Here is a 17,000-nt window from a genome sequence, read left to right on the forward strand (position 1 = left end):
GCATGGATGGCTGGCACTCCGCAAAACATGATCAGGAGCATACGATGGCACGAGGCGTAAACAAGGTAATTCTCATTGGTAACCTGGGGCAGGACCCGGACACCCGCTATACCCCCAACGGCAATGCCGTGGTCAACCTGAACCTTGCCACAGACGAGAGTTACAAGGATCGCCAGACCGGACAGCTGGTGCCGAAAACTGAGTGGCATCGGGTTGTGCTGTTCGGCAAGGTGGCTGAAGTGGCTGGGCAATACCTGCGCAAAGGCTCCAAGGTTTACATTGAGGGCAAGCTGCAGACCCGGAAATGGCAGAACAAGGAAGGTCAGGATGTATACACCACCGAAGTGGTTGTGGATATCAATGGCCAGATGCAGATGCTGGACAGCCGCGGTTCCGAGGGTGGCATGAATCAGGGCGCTCCCCAGGGACGGCCTCAGCAGCAGTCACAATACAATGCGCCGCAGCAACAGGGTGGGCCTTCGGGTGGTTACAACAACCCGCCGTCGCAGCAGCCTAGCAACAGCATGCCAGAGCCGATTGATGACTTTGACGATGATATTCCGTTTTAGTCGAGAGCATACGGATAAACTACAAGCGAGAGAGCTGAGCAGCAGCCGGGTGGGGGTCAGTCATCCCCTTCCGGCTGATCCATCCCCAACTCATTAATCTTCCGGGTCAGCGTATTCCGCCCCCAGCCCAGCAGGATGGAGGCATCCCGGCGGCGGCCGCCGGTGTGCTTCAATGCGGTTTCGATCATGATTTTCTCAAACTCGGGCACAGCGCTGTCCAGTATGCCTTTCTTGCCGCGCTTCAGTTCCTGTTCTGCCCAGTTCCTCAGACCTTCCTGCCAGGTCAGACCGGTAGCAGCATGCTCGTTTTCCGCTTGATGCAGCAGTTCCGGGGGCAAGTCATCAATGTGGATCTCCCGGCCACTGGCCATGACGGTCAGCCAGCGGCAGGTGTTTTCCAGCTGGCGGACGTTGCCGGGCCAGGGCAGGGTGGTGAGGTATTCCTCGGCATCCGGGCGCAGGATTTTGGGTTCTACTGCCAGTTCTTTGGCTGCTCTTTTGAGAAAGTGCTGCATCAGTCGTGGAATGTCTTCGCGGCGTTCGGCCAACTTGGGCAGGTGCACGCGAATCACATTCAGGCGGTGAAACAGATCTTCCCGGAAGTTGCCGGCCTGTACCAGTTTTTCCAGGTCCTGGTGGGTTGCGGCGATGATGCGCACATCCACCTTGATGGGGGTGGTACCGCCTACCCGGTAAAACTCGCCATCGGCCAGCACCCGCAGCAGGCGGGTCTGGGTGTCGGCGGGCATGTCGCCGATTTCGTCGAGAAACAGGGTGCCGCCGTTGGCCTGTTCAAAGCGGCCCTGGCGGGCGGCGCCGGCGCCGGTGAAGGCGCCTTTTTCGTGGCCGAACAATTCGGATTCAATCAGGTCTTTCGGAATTGCCGCCATGTTCAGGGCGATGAACGGGTTTCGTGCTCTGGGGCTGTGATTGTGCAGGGCCTGGGCCACCAGTTCTTTACCGGTGCCGCTCTCACCGTTGATCAGTACGGTGATGTTGGAGTGAGACAGCCGGCCAATGGCCCGGAAAACCTCCTGCATGGCCGGGGCTTCACCGATAATTTCAGTATTGCGTGGTGTAGCATCGGCCTGGGGTTCGCTGGCGGCGCGTTTTTCATGGCTGTGGGCAACGGCCCGTTTTACCAGTGCTACTGCGTCATCCACATCAAAGGGCTTGGGCAGGTATTCGAAGGCGCCGGTCTGGTAGCTGGTCACCGCGCTTTCAAGATCCGAGTGCGCAGTCATGATGATAACCGGCACATCCTGATGCAGTTCGACGATCTGGGAGAGCAGAGTAATACCATCCACCCCTGGCATCCGGATATCGCTGATGATGGCGTCCGGTTGCTCGTGTTCCAGCCGCATCATGATGCTGTCGCCGCTGTCGAATACGCGCGGTTGCATGCCCGCCTGGCTCAGGGCGCGTTCCAGCACCCATCGAATACTTCTGTCATCGTCGATAATCCAGACGTTTGCCGGTTGGCTCATTTGCTGTCCTCCAGAGGCAGGAAGATGATGAAATCGGTTCTTCCGGGCTCACTCTCGCACTCCACCAGCCCCCGATGCTGGCCGATGATGCTTTGGGTAATGGAAAGGCCGAGTCCGGTGCCCGAGGCCCGACCACTGATCATGGGGTAGAAGATGTTCTGCACCAGCTCCGGCGGGATGCCCGGGCCGTTATCGATGATGTCGACCCGGCACACCAGCCGGTGGCGACGATGGCCGATGGTGAACTGCCGCAAGGCCCGGCTGCGAAAGGTAATGGTGGGCGTTGCGGAACGCCCGCTTGCGGCTTCGTTTTCGAACGCCGCCTCCATGGCGTTGCGGGCGATGTTCAGGAAGGCCTGGATCAGTTGCTCTTTGTCGCCGGGAAATTCCGGGATGCTCGGGTCGTAGTCGCGTCTCAGGCGCACTCGGCCTTTGCTTTCGGCCTCAATCAGAGTACGGACCCGCTCCAGAATTTCGTGGATATTGGTGGGCGCAATCTTCAGGGCTTTGTTCGGGCCGAGCATGCGATCCACCAGGCTGCGCAGACGGTCCGCCTCGTCGATAATCACACGGGTATACTCACGCTGGTCGTCGTCTGAAAGCTCACGGTCCAGCAGTTGCGCCGCGCCACGGATTCCGCCCAGCGGGTTCTTGATCTCGTGGGCCATGCCCCGCACCAGGATTCGCGTGGTCTCCTGTTGCGAGATGATGTCTTCTTCCCGGCTGATACGCATCAGTCGGTCTCGGGGCTGGATCTCGATCAGCAGTTCGGTCGGGTCCAGGCTGATGGGAGTCACTGAATAATCCACCGTCAGTCTGGCACCGCTGATCAAAGCAAATTCAGCTTCCCGGCGGGTGTAGGACTGGCCGTTCTCCACCGCGGCATGCAGAGTGGTCAGGGCATCCTCGGAATCCACCAGAACCTCCTGTAAGGGGAGGCCATGGCTTCGGGTCATACTGGTTTCAAACAGGCTCTCGGCGGCGGGGTTGAGGTAACGGATAGCCAGATCATCGCCAAGTACCAGTACTGCGGTTGTCAGACTGTCCAGAATGCTCTTGTAACTGCTTCCGGATGTGGTGACTGGATGGGATGGCATGCGTTGCTTCCGTTCTCGACTCATTGGTTGTATCCCTGTGGCTGCAAAAAGCGAACCAGTTTTGTGATGTCGGGTAGCCAATGGGCAAGGGTCGGGCAGAGCGGGCGCAGCGGCCGGTGCGTGCTGCTGTAGCTTGGTGCAGTAGTGAACGGTCAGGCGACAGGCAGCCCGGATTTTGCCCCTTGGCTGCCCAAAGTATGGTCACAACATGGTGCAATTGCACCATGGTGGTGCAGATAAGATTTAGTTGAGAACGGATGGGCGGTGAATCGTGAAGGTAATTGAATTGCCGGATTTCACGCGTACTCCGTTTTCATCGACAATATGAACGCCCGCATTGTGAGTGCCCCGGTCGATATTGCTGACGGCTACTGAGCCTGAGCTGCTTTGCCCGACCGGTTGTCCATCCAGGGTCACTTCAAATTTATGGCCCCGCTTCAGCGGTGGTGTACTTTGAACCTCGAAAGTGACGTTGCCGTTGCCGCTGTGAAAGGCCTGTTCATTGGCCGGATACTGGAATGAGACAGCCTGGTAGGCTGCGCCCTCACGTTCCACCCGCTCGCGGAGTTGTTCGGGTTCCTGAACCGCTTCCGGCTTGGGCAGGGTGATGGTGGTCACGGGCTTCACCTGGACCTCTTCACCGCCTTCCATGGGTTCGTCGGAAAAGGTGACGTTGCCATAGGCGTCAACGTGGCGGTAGACCTCGCTATGTGCTGTGGTCGAAGCCAGCATCAGCAGGCCAGCGGCGAGTACGAACGGTGCTTTCATGGCGATAACCTGTGGTAATGAACTGCTTTGATTATCGATTGCGGGCAAGGTCATTTCAATGTTGTGGCCTGCTTCCTTGGTTACATATCGTTAAGGGCGTGGGTCTTGGTTAAGAACTGGGATTGAGGCCACAAAAAAGCCCCGCACGGGGCGGGGCTTCTGGTCTGCATAGTCTGCATAGTCTGCACCGAATTGGTGCAGGGCTTTAGCAGGAGTAGTACAGATCGAACTCGACCGGGTGAGTGGTCATGTTCAGACGCTCGACTTCGCCACGCTTCAGGTCGATGTAGCCTTTGATCATGTCTTCGGTGAACACGCCGCCACGGGTCAGGAACTCGTGGTCTGCTTGCAGGCAGTCCAGGGCCTCGGACAGAGTCTCGGCAACCTTCGGAATGTTCAGGGCTTCTTCCTTCGGCAGGTCATACAGATCCTTGTCCATGGCATCGCCAGGGTGGATCTTGTTCTGGATACCGTCCAGGCCGGCCATCATCAGGGCAGCAAAGGCCAGGTACGGGTTAGCGGCCGGATCCGGGAAGCGCACTTCAATACGACGAGCTTTCGGGCTGTTCACGTACGGAATACGGATAGAGGCAGAACGGTTACGGGCGGAGTAGGCCAGCATAACCGGTGCTTCGTAACCCGGAACCAGACGCTTGTAGCTGTTGGTGGCCGGGTTGGTGAAGGCGTTGATGGCCTTGGCATGCTTGATCACGCCACCGATGTAGTACAGAGCCGCTTCGCTCAGGCCTGCGTAGCTGTCGCCGGCAAACAGGTTCTTGCCGTCTTTGCTCAGGGACATATGCACGTGCATGCCGGAACCGTTGTCGCCCACAACCGGCTTGGGCATGAAGGTGGCGGTCTTGCCGTAGGCGTGAGCTACGTTGTGCACGCAGTACTTCAGGATCTGAACTTCGTCTGCTTTGCGGGTCAGGGTGTTGGCGCCAACACCGATTTCACACTGGCCAGCGGTGCCCACTTCGTGGTGGTGAACTTCAATTTCCAGGCCCATGGATTCCATGGCGGCACACATGGCACCACGCAGGTCGTGCAGGCTGTCGACCGGCGGAACCGGGAAGTAGCCGCCTTTTACGCCCGGGCGGTGGCCAATGTTGTTGCGGTCAAAGTCTTCACCGGAAACCCACGCGGCTTCTTCAGAATGGATGTGGTAAGAAGCGCCTTGCATGTCCACGTTCCATTTGACGGAATCGAACACGAAGAACTCAGGCTCCGGGCCGAACAGAGCGCCATCAGCGATGCCGGTGGACTTCAGGTATTCTTCGGCGCGACGGGCAACAGAACGGGGATCGCGCTCATAACCCTGCATGGTAGAAGGCTCTACAATGTTGCAGGTGATGTTGACGGTGGTTTCTTCGGTGAACGGGTCCAGAACGGCGGTTTCGTCGTCCGGCATCAGGATCATGTCGGATTCGTTGATGCCTTTCCAGCCGGCAATGGAGGAGCCGTCGAACATCTTGCCGTCAGCGAAAAAGTCTTCGTCCGCCTCGGTGGCGGGCAGGGTTACGTGCTGCTCTTTACCACGGCTGTCGGTGAAACGCAGGTCAATCCACTTGACTTCGTGTTCTTTGATCAAATCAATCGTCTTGGACATTGTGCATGCTCCGTAAGGTTTTACATGTTCGTTGTGCCGGATCGTTCAGTGTTCTGAGGCCCGATCTTTTTTCAGGTCAGGGAAGCTTACCAGAAGCTTGTGGTCCTTACCTTCACTATGCGGCTGCTTTGGCATAAGCAATCGGCTTGCCAGTTTTTGTCGGCTGCGCCAGAACAGCGCAGCGACAAGGCTTTCGGGCTAATGTGGCGCAGCTTTCTGGCCGAAGACCATGCTTATTGCACCACTGCAGTGCACCATGGTGGTGCAAGTTCTCTGATAACGCATAATTATGGTGCAAGCCCCGATTGGTTACATATTAGGCACTAATCTTCATATTATCGCCATGGACTTTTCGATATACTGCGCGCCGCTAATTTCTTCAGGATACCCGTTGTGATTGATAAGCTTAGAAACGTTGCCATTATTGCCCACGTTGACCATGGCAAGACTACCCTGGTTGACCAGCTGCTGCGCCAGTCTGGCACGCTGGACCGGAAAGAGCTCGAAAACGAGCGTGTAATGGACTCCAACGACCAGGAAAAAGAACGTGGCATTACCATTCTGGCAAAAAACACTGCTCTAAAATGGAAAGACTACGACATCAATATCGTAGACACCCCGGGCCACGCTGACTTTGGTGGTGAAGTAGAGCGTGTAATGAGTATGGTGGACAGTGTGCTGCTGGTGGTGGATTCCATCGACGGCCCCATGCCGCAAACCCGTTTCGTGACTCAGAAAGCTTTCGCAGCGGGCCTGAACCCGATTGTGGTCGTGAACAAAATTGACCGTCCGGGTGCCCGCCCGGATTGGGTGGTGGATCAGGTGTTTGACCTGTTCGACAACCTTGGTGCCACCGATGAACAGCTCGACTTCCCGATAGTCTATGCCAGTGCGCTGAACGGCATCGCCGGCATGGATCATGAGAATCTGGACGACAACATGGACGCTGTGTTCCAGGCCATTGTTGATCATGTGCCAGCGCCTTCGGTTGATCTGGATGGCCCGTTCCAGATGCAGATCTCCCAGTTGGACTACAACAGTTTCCTGGGTGTTATCGGTATCGGTCGCATTATGCGAGGTAAAGTGAAGACCAACACCCCGGTGGTGGCTATCGGTGCCGACGGCAAGAAGCGTAACGGTCGTATCCTGAAGATCATGGGCCACTCTGGCCTGCAGCGTGTGGAAGTTGAGGAAGCCCAGGCTGGCGACATTGTGTGCGTGAGTGGTCTGGACCAGCTGTTCATATCTGACACTCTTTGTGATCCCTCCAACGTAGAAGCCCTTCCGGCGCTGACCGTTGATGAGCCCACCGTATCCATGACGTTCCAGGTAAATGATTCACCGTTTGCCGGTAAAGAAGGCAAGTATGTGACCAGCCGGAACATCAAGGAGCGCCTGGAAAAAGAGCTACTGCACAACGTAGCGCTGCGGGTTGAAGAAGGCGACTCGGCCGACAAGTTCAAGGTATCCGGTCGTGGTGAGCTGCACCTGTCGGTTCTGATCGAGAACATGCGCCGCGAAAACTTCGAGCTGGCCGTGGGCCGGCCGGTGGTGGTCATCAAGGAAGTCGACGGCCAGAAGCAAGAGCCGTACGAAAACGTGATCATCGACATCGAAGAGCAGCACCAGGGCCCGATTATGGAGCAGATGGGGCTGCGCAAAGGTGACATGACTAACATGATCCCGGACGGCAAGGGCCGTATCCGCCTGGAATACACCATTCCGGCCCGTGGCCTGATCGGTTTCCGTAACACCTTCCTGACCATGACTTCCGGTACCGGCATCCTGACCTCCACCTTCAGCCACTACGGCCCGGTGAAGATGGGTGACGTAACCAGCCGTCAGAACGGTGTCATCGTTTCCATGGCCACCGGTACTGCGCTGACCTACTCCCTCGAAACTCTACAGAGCCGGGGTAAGCTGTTCCTGGACCCTGGCCAGGAAATCTATGAAGGCCAGCTCTGCGGTATCCATAGCCGTGACAACGACCTGGTGGTTAACCCCACCAAGGGCAAGAAGCTGGACAACATGCGTGCCTCTGGAAAGGACGAAGTGATCGGCCTGGTGCCGCCCATCAAGTTCACTCTGGAGCAGGCGCTGGAGTTTATCGACGATGATGAACTGGTTGAGGTGACGCCCAAGTCGATTCGTCTGCGCAAGAAGCTCCTGACCGAAAACGAGCGTAAGCGCGCTAACAAGAAGTAATCCCTCAGGGGCCGGGACATCGTTGTGAGGCGGTAAACGCTTCCGTCTGTTTTCCTGGCCCCTGTATTTTTCTCGCCTGTCTCAGCTAGACTGCCGTTATCCCCGAAACGGAGTTTTTCATGCTGACCCTCTATCCTGAAATCGAGCCCTACGCCCGCCACCGATTGGCGGTGGATCATCCCCATGAGCTGTACCTCGAGGAATCCGGCAATCCGGACGGAATTCCGGTGATTGTCGTTCATGGCGGGCCGGGTGGCGGTTGTGAGGACTACCACCGGCGCTTTTTCGATGCCGAACGTTTCCGGATTATTTTGCTGGATCAGAGGGGCGCCGGACGATCGACCCCGTTGGCCGAGCTGGAGGGTAACAGGACAGACAAACTGGTTGAGGATCTTGAAGCGGTTCGGCATTTTCTCGGCATCGATCGCTGGTTGCTGTTTGGGGGAAGCTGGGGCTCGACGCTAAGTCTGGTTTATGCCGAGACCCACCCTGACCGGGTTCTGGGGTTGGTGTTGCGGGGTATCTTTCTGTGTCGGCCCCGGGATATTCACTGGTTTTATCAGGACGGCGCCAGCCGGGTATTCCCGGATTACTGGCAGGATTACCTTGCCCAGATTCCGGAGGTGGAGCGCGACGATATGGTGGCGGCCTACTACCGGCGCCTGACCAGCGCTAATGAGCTGGAACAGATTCAGGCCGCGAAAGCCTGGTCCGTCTGGGAAGGGCGGTGCGCCACTCTGCATCCCAATCCCAAGGTGGTGGAGCATTTTGGGCATCCTCATGTGGCCATAGCGCTGGCCCGGATTGAATGCCACTATTTCATGAATAATTCGTTCCTTGAGCCCGACCAGATCGTGCGTGATGCCTCGCGGCTAAAGGACATTCCGGGCGTCATTGTGCACGGCCGCTATGACATGGTTTGCCCGCTGGATAATGCCCTGGCGCTGAGCAAGGCCTGGCCGGAGGCGGAGCTTCAGATTATCCGGGATGCTGGCCACTCCGCCTCCGAGCCGGCGATTGTGGATGCCCTGATGCGGGGCGTTGAGAATGTGGTTGCCAGAAGTCTTCCCACTGCTGGCTGAGAATGCGACCTTTTATTGATCTGGCAGGGTTGCGGTGGTTACACGGGGTCTATACACTTTTTCCGTGTCATGAATTTAATCCTCGGTGTCAACGCTCAAGGGACTGAATGAAAGGACTAATCCAGCGCGTTTCGGAAGCCAGTGTGGCCGTAGAAGGTGAAACGATTACCCGTATTGGTCCCGGGTTGCTCTTGCTTCTTGGCGTAGAGCGCAATGACACAATACAAGCGGTACAGGATCTGTGCCGAAAAATCCTCTCCTATCGAGTTTTTCCCGATGAGCAGGGCCGGATGAACGTGAATGTTCAGGATGCCGGTGGTTCTCTGCTCGTTGTCCCCCAGTTTACGCTTGCTGCCGACACATCTTCTGGCACGCGCCCGGGTTTTTCCCTGGCGGCTGCGCCGGAGCTGGCGAATCGGCTTTATGGTGACTTTGTGGCTGAAGCGAGTGGGCTGCTGGGTGCTGGACGTGTGGGTACGGGGGAGTTTGGTGCTGATATGAAAGTGGCACTGATCAACGATGGTCCGGTTACCTTTATGTTGGAATCTGGCCAGAGAGGGTCGTGCACAAAAATGTGACGCAGTTGCCAGCAGTGCCTCACGAAAGTGCGTGATTTGAGGTATTGTTTTGTGGCTCTCAGCTGAGGAAGCGTTGAGCGTAAGATAACCGGTTGTTTTTCAGATTTTTTTGGTTATCTGGCCCTGAATTTGTTGTGGAAATGGGAGAGGTTGTTAGTCCAGGCTGATCTAACGACAAAGGTTACGAATGCAAATGGGGCTAAAAAATAGCCATTAAAAATTTGCAAAAAATGGAACATTGTATTAAAACAGGTTCATCACGCAGAGCTTTAATAAAGCTGTGTAAGTGGTTGAGATCTAAGGCAAGCGTGCTTGTCTTATAAAAAGAAGAAAAGCTGGTCCCGCAGGAATGACAGGGGCCAGTCAGATACCCGGCAGGCAGAGCCAAGCGTTGTGCCGGCCAATAAAAATCGGGATTTAGACCCGTCGAAAACCTGAGTTAACTCAAAAAGGAAGACGCAACATGAAAAAAACGATTCTTGCTTCTGCTATTGCAGCTGCAACCTTCTCTGGCGCTGCCATGGCACAGTCTACTCTGTCTGCCTCTGAGCTGGCGGCAAAGATGGATTCCATGCCGACTGTTTACGGTAACATTCAGTACGCGATCACCCACACCAACGTTGACGGTGGTGGCTCCGAGGTCAAGCACTTTGACAACGGCACTACTCTTGGTGTGAAGCATGACCACGAAGTTGCTCCGGGAATCACAGGCTTCTTCAAGCTGGAGCTCGAAGATATCAATGCTGATGATAAGAGTGGCAGCAACGGTATCGACGGTCTTGACGAAGCCTACATCGGTATTAAGGGCGACAGTTTTGGTCAAGTTTGGGTGGGTTCTGACGACTCCATGTACGAGTCTGCCATTGACGAAATCTACAACTTTCACGAAGTTGGTTCAGATATTCAGGGCAACTACGACACTGGCGAAGGTGACTTGATTCAGTATCTGTCTCCGAGCTTCAGTGGCCTGACTTTCGGTGCTGCTGTGCAGTTCAATGGCGACAACGATGCTAAAGATGGCGACAAGTCGTTCCCGTATCAGCTGGCTGCCATGTATGAAGTTGACGCCCTCGAGTTGGCATTCGCGATTGACTCCAACGATAACGGCAATGGCAACAACGAAAACACCTATGGCCTTCGTGCAAGCTATAACCTGGACAATCTGCGTCTGACAGGCTCATACGAAACCCGTAAAGATGTTGCTGACATTTTCGGTGTGATGGGCGTTTACACCATGGGTAAAAACCAGTTCGCTCTGTCCTATCAGCTGAATGACGACGATGAGTCTGGTGATAAGAACGACACCATCATTCTGCAGGCGCTGCACAACGTGTCTGACCACATGTACGTGTATGTTGAAGGCTACCTGAGCAACGCAGACGAAGAAATCTATTCTATTGAAGATGAGCCCACGTCAGGTTCTGGCGACGAGCAGTCCATCGCCGCTATCGGCGCTGTTTACTACTTCTGATCAGCTAATAAGCTAGTCAAGTAGTATCGAAAGCCGGTGATTCTGTCACCGGCTTTTCTGTTTTTACAGGAAGAGAAATCATCAGGAGCGTTTCAGTGGCCACGGAACTTGAAGTAAAGCTGACCCTTTCAGAATCCGCGCAGTCCCGGGCCTTCGAGTGGCTCAAAGGTCGACCGGGTGCAAGCGAAGGTCCGGTCAAAATACTGGTCAATCGCTACTACGACACCCCGAATGCCGGGTTAAACCAGGCCCGTGCTGCTTTGCGAGTCCGTCAGGCTGGTGATCGCTATATCCAGACCTTGAAAACCCAGGGCGAGTTCGTAAACGGAGCCCATCGCCGCCAGGAGTGGGAGTGGGATCTGCCGGGGCCGGATCTGGATCTTGGGCTTTTGGAGCAGACTCCGTTGAGGTCTCAGGTCGACCTTGACGAGTTGGCGTTGGCATTCGAAACCAACTTCCAGCGGCGCATTATCATGCTGGAACAAGCGGAGTCTGTAATTGAGGTCGCTCTGGACTCAGGCGAAGTGGTAGGTGGAACGCGGGCAAGGCCTCTTCATGAGGTGGAATTTGAGCTGAAAGCGGGAGAGCCCGCAGCGTTGCTTGAAAACGCCCGTGCTCTTGCGCAAACGGTTCCGGTTTTTCTTAACCTGGTAAGCAAAGCCGAGCAAGGTTATTACCTTGCCGGAATCTACTGCCCGTCTCTGGTGCTGCCTGCTTCCGGGGTCAGCTCGGTATCTTTTCTGCATTATCTGAGTCAGGCCTGGTTAACCGGTGACACGATATGTCTGCCCGCAAGCGCGCTTGCGAAGATTGAGCCGCAGGTGGAAGCGGCCGGACTATTGCCCGTTTGGAGGCCGGTAGCCAAGGCGCTGCAAGCCGGAATTACGGTGCCGACCCTGGTTGAGCAATTTCCTGAGTTCGGTCAGTTGCAACTAGCGCTCGCTGCCGCCGGCTGACGGGGGCTCTTCAGAGCTCTCGGTGGCGGCTTTCTGGTTTTGCTCATGCATGGTGCGCCACTGCTTGAGAAACTCCCGGTACCGGTCCAGCGCTTCCTCTACCACTGAAACCTCCGGCGTCTCGCTGGAACGCACCAGAACAATCAGCCCCTTGCCCTCAACCTCAGTGTTGGTATCCGGGTGGCAGATGACTTCATTGTCGTGATCGATGTAGGCCAGAGCGGTTCCAATACCGTGGCGGATCAGAGCACTGACAATATCCGCCCAGGTAAGGTCGTCGAGCTTGAGATCATAACGATGCGGATGATCTCGCTCGTAGTTGAACATGTCTTCCAGAACTTTTTCGGAACCAGGGGCAACCACGGAGCGAACCATGATTTCAGGGTAGGTGCGCACGGGGCGAATGGTGGTGCGAACGCCCAGTGCTTTGAATCTTGCACGGTTGTGGTCGCCGACACATTCAACCGTGGTTCTGCCGCCCAGATTGGATTCGGCCAGTCGATGGGCGATATCGAAGGTCAGGCTGTCTGACATCGGGTCTGATTCGTCGGCTGCCAACACGATGATGTGCTTGGCGCTGCCAGCGTGCACGGATTTCAGGGCTTCCGGGTCATTTCCTGCGCCGTGAAAGTGAACGACGCCGCAGTCGGACAGTTCTGCAGGCAGACCTCCCGGAAATTGCCGCGTAAGCAGCATTATCGGCACCGTGTGGTACTCAGGAACCGAGCGAATCTGCGAGGCGAATCGCATGAAGTACTGTTCGCCGCCGCTTCGAGGGGTGTTGATGATGACAATGTGGTCTTTCATTTTGTAAATCCAGCGTCCGGTCAGTATGCGTTCTCTGCGGTAGAATCGGTATTCGATGTAATCACTTACGATCAGGGTTAACAGGGTAATGGCGGAGACGAACATCAGCACAATGGTGCTGATCCGGCCGACGGGCGTGACCGGGGAGTAGTCGCCATAGCCCACGGTAACCAGCGTCGTCATGGTGAGCCATACGGCTTCAAAGAACGAGAGTGGCTCTGCTGCCCACAGGATAAGAATCTGCGCCGATACCAGTCCCCCGAGGATGGCAAAGAGCCGGTTGATCCGGCTTCTTATAAGCCCGCCCATAGGGAGGTGGGATTGGGTATGTTCCGGATTCAGAGGGCGTTTATTTCGCATCATGGAGAGCGGGTGCCTGTTCAGTCCTTGGCGAGTTCGTTATACAGTACCTGAAATATATCAGAGAGACAGAAGGATGCGTTATGTCTGAGCCATGGGCTTCACTGCCGGGAGCACTCGCGGACGAGATTTCCGGATGCTGGCCATCGGTATTCCCGGAGGGGCTGCCCCGCTGGCTGGCTGGTGACCATGTCTCAGAAGCCGATGTGGCAGAGGCTATTTCCCGGAGCCTGTTTCTCCGGCAAACCCTTGAGCGACATCCGGAGCAGATTCGCGCCGCCGTTGCTGCCCGGCCTCTGACCGAACCAACCGCAGATGGCTGGCTGGCCGATCGCTGGCGGGATTACCTCCAGGGCGTTGACTCTGAACCGGCCTTGCATGCAGCACTTCGCCAGTACCGGCGGGAAGTGCAGTTCCGGATTATCTGGCGCGATCTCATGAAGTGGGCCGATCTGCATGAAACCATGGCCGCCACCAGTGCCTTTGCGGATACCGCCATTGATGGTGCCTTGAATTGGCTCTACGAACGAGCCTGTGAAGAGTTCGGTACTCCAATGGGCGATGATCCGGTAACAGGGCAAGAGGCACCCCAGAAAATGGTGGTGCTTGGAATGGGCAAGCTTGGCGGCCGGGAGCTGAACGTTTCCTCGGATATCGATCTGATTTTTGCGTTTCCCTCGAAAGGCGAAACCCATGGCGGCCGGCGTGCTCTGGATAATCAGCAGTTTTTCATCCGCCTTGGCCAGCGACTGATTCAGGCGCTGGACCAGATTACGGCGGATGGTTTTGTGTTCCGGGTGGACATGCGCCTGCGGCCCTACGGCCAGAGTGGCGCGCTCGCTCTTAGCTTTGCCGCCCTGGAAACCTATTACCAGGATCAGGGGCGCGACTGGGAGCGTTATGCCATGGTCAAGGCCCGCGTCGTGGCAGGCGACCAGCGTGCCGGTGAGGTGCTGATGGCTAGCCTCAAACCCTTCGTTTACCGCAAATACATTGATTTCAGCGCCTTTGAATCGCTTCGCAGCATGAAAGAAATGATCAGCCGGGAAGTTCGCCGGAAGGGGCTGGAGAACAATATCAAACTGGGCAGTGGCGGTATCCGCGAGATCGAATTCGTGGTGCAGGCTTTCCAGCTGATCCGCGGCGGCCGAGACCGGGAGCTGCAACAGCGGGAATTGCTGAATATCCTCAAGGAACTGGAAGAGCTGGAGCTGCTGCCGTCTTCTGTTGTGAAGGAGTTGCGCGAGGCCTATGTGTTTCTGCGCAACCTGGAACACGCCCTGCAGGGTATGGAAGACAAGCAGACCCAGGTTCTGCCGGACGATGAACTGTCGCAGGCCCGGGTTGCGCGCATTATGGAGTTTGATGACTGGGCCGCCTTCCAGCATGCGCTGGATGAACACCGCAACCGCGTGGCCCGGCACTTCGCCAACATCATTGCGACCGAGGACGAGGAAGGCGATTCCGAAAACGGCGTTGATGACGGCTGTTACGAGCTCTGGCTGGCAGAAATGGAAGAGCCCGCCGCTATAGAGTGGCTGGCGGAAAAGGGCTTCGAAAACCCGGAAGACAGTTACAAGCGCCTGGCGAGCCTGCGGGATAGCCGAACCGTGCAGACCCTGCAAACCCAAGGCCGCAAACGCCTCAACCAGTTCATGCCGTTATTGCTGAACGCGTTGATGGATGTTGAGAATGCGTCGGAAACCCTCGACCGGGTATTGCAGCTGGTCGAGGCCATTTTGCGCCGCACCGCCTACATGGTGCTGCTGGTGGAAAACCCCGGCGCGCTTACGCAGCTGGTGCGCCTGTGTAGCGACAGCCCCTGGATTGCCCGCCTGCTGGCAGAAACCCCGCTGCTGCTGGACGAACTGCTGAATGCCGAGAGCCTGTACAGCCCGCCTGCCAAGGAAGAGCTGCAGGACGACCTGCGCCAGCAGATGCTGCGCATTCCCTATGAAGACCTGGAAGAGCAGATGGAGGCGTTGCGCTACTTCAAAAAGGCCCATGTGCTGCGGGTGGCGGCTTCTGAGCTCAAGGGAACTTTGCCCCTGATGAAGGTGAGTGATTACCTGACCTGGATTGCCGAAGTGGTGCTGGACCATGTGGTGGATGTGGCCTTCTCCAACCTCGTCAGCCGCCATGGTTATCCGCGCCGGGCCGATGGTTCGGCGTGTGACACAGACTTCGCCATCATCGGTTACGGCAAGCTCGGCGGTATCGAACTCGGTTACACCTCGGACCTCGACTTGGTGTTTGTGCATCAGGCCGATCCGCAACTGGCCACCGATGGTGACAAGCCCATCGACAACGCGGTGTTCTACACCCGCCTGGGCCAGCGCATTGTGCACATTCTCAGCACCCAGACGCCCTCAGGCCAGCTTTATGAAGTGGATATGCGGTTGCGCCCGTCCGGTAACTCCGGCTTGCTGGTGAGTACCCTGCAGGCCTTTGAGAAATACCAGCAGAACGATGCTTGGACCTGGGAGCACCAGGCCCTGGCCCGGGCCCGTGGCGTGGCCGGCTGCCCGGATACCCTTCAAGCCTTCGAGGATATTCGCCACCAGATTCTGTGCGCGCCAAGGGATAAAACCGCCCTGCGCCAGGAGGTGGTGGAGATGCGGGAGAAAATGCGCAGCAGCCTCGGCACGCCGGAAATCCGGCGGGACGAAGTGTTTCACATCAAACACGACGCCGGCGGTATTGTGGATATCGAATTCATGATGCAGTACCTGATGCTGGCCTGGAGTGCTGAACACCCGGAGCTGACCCAGTGGAGCGACAATATTCGCCAGATGGAAGAGCTGGGCCGTGCCGGTGTATTGCCGGTGGAGGACACAGAGAAGTTGCGGGAGGTATACATCACCCTGCGTTCGACCATTCACCGCAGGGCGCTACAAAACCTGAACAGCCAGGTGGAGGGTAGTGCCTTTCAGGAAGAGCGTGACTACATCCAAAGTATGTGGAAAAAAGTGATGATTCAGTAGCAAGCTAAATTTATTTCTGTCCGGCTTTCCTGCTAGAATGCCCGATCCCCGAAAAACCGCTTATTCAGGAGCAAAATACAATGTCGATGGCTGATCGCGATGGCGTTATCTGGCTGGATGGTGAAATGGTTCCCTGGCGGGAAGCCAAAACCCACGTACTCACCCATACCCTTCATTACGGCCTTGGCTGCTTTGAAGGCGTGCGTGCCTACAACACCGCGAACGGCCCGGCCATTTTCCGCCTGAAAGAGCACACCGACCGCTTGTTCCGCTCGGCCCACATCCTGAACATGAAGATGCCGTTCACCAAGGAAGAGCTGAACGAAGCCCAGTGTGCTGCGGTTCGTGAAAACAATCTGGACGAAGCCTACCTCCGCCCGATGGTGTTTCTGGGCTCCGAAGGCATGGGTCTGCGCGCTGACAACCTGAACAGCCACGTGATGGTCGCCGCCTGGAGCTGGCCCTCGTACATGTCGCCGGAAGCCAAAGAGCTGGGCATCAAGGTGCGCACCTCTTCCTACACCCGCCACCACGTGAACATCACCATGTGCAAGGCGAAGGCCAACGGCAACTACATCAACTCCATGCTGGCCCTGAACGAAGCCATCTCCGGCGGCGCGGAAGAGGCCCTGTTGCTGGATAACGAAGGCTACGTGGCTGAAGGTTCTGGCGAGAACATCTTCATCGTACGCGACGGCGTGCTGCATACCCCGGAATTGACCTCCTGCCTGGAAGGCATCACCCGCGCCACGATCCTCGACTTCGCCCGCGACATGGGCCTGGAAGTTCGCGAGCGCCGCATTACCCGCGACGAAGTCTACATCGCCGAAGAAGCCTTCTTCACCGGCACCGCCGCCGAAGTACTGCCCATCCGTGAACTGGATGGCCGTCAGATTGGTGAAGGTAAGCGTGGGCCGGTTACCGAGAAGCTGCAGGCTAAGTACTTTGCGGCGGTTAAGGGTGAGTTGCCGGAGCATTCGGATTGGTTGACGCTGGTTAACGCTTAATTCCGCCATAGTCCTGGGTA

Annotated in this window: 13 protein-coding genes; 8 read left to right on the forward strand and 5 right to left on the reverse strand. The window is 56.7% G+C overall.

The annotated features are described in order from the left end of the window. The first annotated feature begins 44 nt into the window (after positions 1-44). Entirely contained in the window at positions 45-569 is a 525-nt protein-coding gene (gene ssb / locus Q675_RS25610; RefSeq protein WP_031211201.1) for a single-stranded DNA-binding protein, read from the forward strand. Between the two features lie 56 nt (positions 570-625). Here the strand turns inward: ssb and ntrC are convergent, their stop codons facing one another. The 4 genes from ntrC to glnA all read right to left on the reverse strand — a co-directional run bounded on the left by ntrC (position 626) and on the right by glnA (position 5,530). Further along, a complete protein-coding gene (ntrC, locus tag Q675_RS25615) occupies positions 626-2,056 on the reverse strand; it encodes a nitrogen regulation protein NR(I) (RefSeq protein ID WP_023010936.1) in 1,431 nt (476 codons plus the stop codon). Continuing rightward, complete coding sequence (glnL, locus tag Q675_RS25620; RefSeq protein ID WP_023010937.1) at positions 2,053-3,153, reverse strand: nitrogen regulation protein NR(II); 1,101 nt, start codon at positions 3,151-3,153, stop codon at positions 2,053-2,055. Before glnL ends, ntrC begins: the two co-directional genes overlap by 4 nt. Positions 3,154-3,396: 243 nt before the next feature. Next, positions 3,397-3,921, reverse strand: a complete 525-nt coding sequence (locus Q675_RS25625; protein ID WP_031209479.1) for a DUF4124 domain-containing protein — start codon at positions 3,919-3,921, stop codon at positions 3,397-3,399. Between the two features lie 205 nt (positions 3,922-4,126). Then, on the reverse strand, positions 4,127-5,530 hold the full coding sequence (glnA, locus tag Q675_RS25630; RefSeq protein WP_011784288.1) for a glutamate--ammonia ligase: 1,404 nt from the start codon (positions 5,528-5,530) through the stop codon (positions 4,127-4,129). A gap of 393 nt (positions 5,531-5,923) precedes the next feature. Here glnA and typA point away from each other — a divergent pair, with 393 nt between their 5' ends. The 5 genes from typA (at position 5,924) to Q675_RS25655 (ending at position 11,822) form a co-directional block, all read left to right on the forward strand. Continuing rightward, on the forward strand, positions 5,924-7,735 hold the full coding sequence (typA, locus tag Q675_RS25635; protein ID WP_011784289.1) for a translational GTPase TypA: 1,812 nt from the start codon (positions 5,924-5,926) through the stop codon (positions 7,733-7,735). Positions 7,736-7,854: 119 nt separating this feature from the next. Beyond that, positions 7,855-8,817 carry a prolyl aminopeptidase gene (pip, locus tag Q675_RS25640; RefSeq protein ID WP_023010938.1) on the forward strand — a complete coding sequence of 321 codons (963 nt, stop codon included), beginning with the start codon at positions 7,855-7,857 and terminating at the stop codon, positions 8,815-8,817. 107 nt (positions 8,818-8,924) lie between these two features. Next, entirely contained in the window at positions 8,925-9,395 is a 471-nt protein-coding gene (gene dtd, locus Q675_RS25645; protein WP_023010939.1) for a D-aminoacyl-tRNA deacylase, read from the forward strand. Positions 9,396-9,858: 463 nt separating this feature from the next. Beyond that, positions 9,859-10,866: a porin gene (locus Q675_RS25650; protein WP_022992050.1), complete on the forward strand. Its 1,008-nt coding sequence runs from the start codon at positions 9,859-9,861 to the stop codon at positions 10,864-10,866. A 95-nt stretch (positions 10,867-10,961) separates the two neighbouring features. Continuing rightward, positions 10,962-11,822: a CYTH domain-containing protein gene (locus Q675_RS25655; protein ID WP_022992051.1), complete on the forward strand. Its 861-nt coding sequence runs from the start codon at positions 10,962-10,964 to the stop codon at positions 11,820-11,822. Here Q675_RS25655 and Q675_RS25660 read toward each other — a convergent pair. Continuing rightward, a complete protein-coding gene (locus Q675_RS25660; protein ID WP_031211204.1) occupies positions 11,799-12,992 on the reverse strand; it encodes a potassium channel family protein in 1,194 nt (397 codons plus the stop codon). The two genes, Q675_RS25655 and Q675_RS25660, sit on opposite strands and share 24 nt — an antisense overlap. An 80-nt stretch (positions 12,993-13,072) precedes the next feature. Between Q675_RS25660 and glnE the strand changes: the two genes are divergently transcribed. Further along, on the forward strand, positions 13,073-15,973 hold the full coding sequence (glnE, locus tag Q675_RS25665) for a bifunctional [glutamate--ammonia ligase]-adenylyl-L-tyrosine phosphorylase/[glutamate--ammonia-ligase] adenylyltransferase (protein ID WP_023010941.1): 2,901 nt from the start codon (positions 13,073-13,075) through the stop codon (positions 15,971-15,973). An 80-nt stretch (positions 15,974-16,053) separates the two neighbouring features. Next, a complete protein-coding gene (locus tag Q675_RS25670; RefSeq protein ID WP_023010942.1) occupies positions 16,054-16,980 on the forward strand; it encodes a branched-chain amino acid transaminase in 927 nt (308 codons plus the stop codon). The last annotated feature ends 20 nt before the right edge of the window (positions 16,981-17,000 follow it).

This window comes from Marinobacter sp. EN3, assembly GCF_000475315.1.
Lineage (GTDB): Bacteria > Pseudomonadota > Gammaproteobacteria > Pseudomonadales > Oleiphilaceae > Marinobacter > Marinobacter nauticus.

What these genes read in the sequence shown, in the direction of transcription:
- ssb (WP_031211201.1), top strand. Translation starts at nt 45, where the DNA reads ATGGCACGAGGCGTAAACAAGGTAATTCTCATTGGTAACCTGGGGCAG.
- ntrC (WP_023010936.1), bottom strand. Translation starts at nt 2,056, where the DNA reads ATGAGCCAACCGGCAAACGTCTGGATTATCGACGATGACAGAAGTATT.
- glnL (WP_023010937.1), bottom strand. Translation starts at nt 3,153, where the DNA reads ATGCCATCCCATCCAGTCACCACATCCGGAAGCAGTTACAAGAGCATT.
- Q675_RS25625 (WP_031209479.1), bottom strand. Translation starts at nt 3,921, where the DNA reads ATGAAAGCACCGTTCGTACTCGCCGCTGGCCTGCTGATGCTGGCTTCG.
- glnA (WP_011784288.1), bottom strand. Translation starts at nt 5,530, where the DNA reads ATGTCCAAGACGATTGATTTGATCAAAGAACACGAAGTCAAGTGGATT.
- pip (WP_023010938.1), top strand. Translation starts at nt 7,855, where the DNA reads ATGCTGACCCTCTATCCTGAAATCGAGCCCTACGCCCGCCACCGATTG.
- dtd (WP_023010939.1), top strand. Translation starts at nt 8,925, where the DNA reads ATGAAAGGACTAATCCAGCGCGTTTCGGAAGCCAGTGTGGCCGTAGAA.
- Q675_RS25650 (WP_022992050.1), top strand. Translation starts at nt 9,859, where the DNA reads ATGAAAAAAACGATTCTTGCTTCTGCTATTGCAGCTGCAACCTTCTCT.
- Q675_RS25660 (WP_031211204.1), bottom strand. Translation starts at nt 12,992, where the DNA reads ATGATGCGAAATAAACGCCCTCTGAATCCGGAACATACCCAATCCCAC.
- glnE (WP_023010941.1), top strand. Translation starts at nt 13,073, where the DNA reads ATGTCTGAGCCATGGGCTTCACTGCCGGGAGCACTCGCGGACGAGATT.
- Q675_RS25670 (WP_023010942.1), top strand. Translation starts at nt 16,054, where the DNA reads ATGTCGATGGCTGATCGCGATGGCGTTATCTGGCTGGATGGTGAAATG.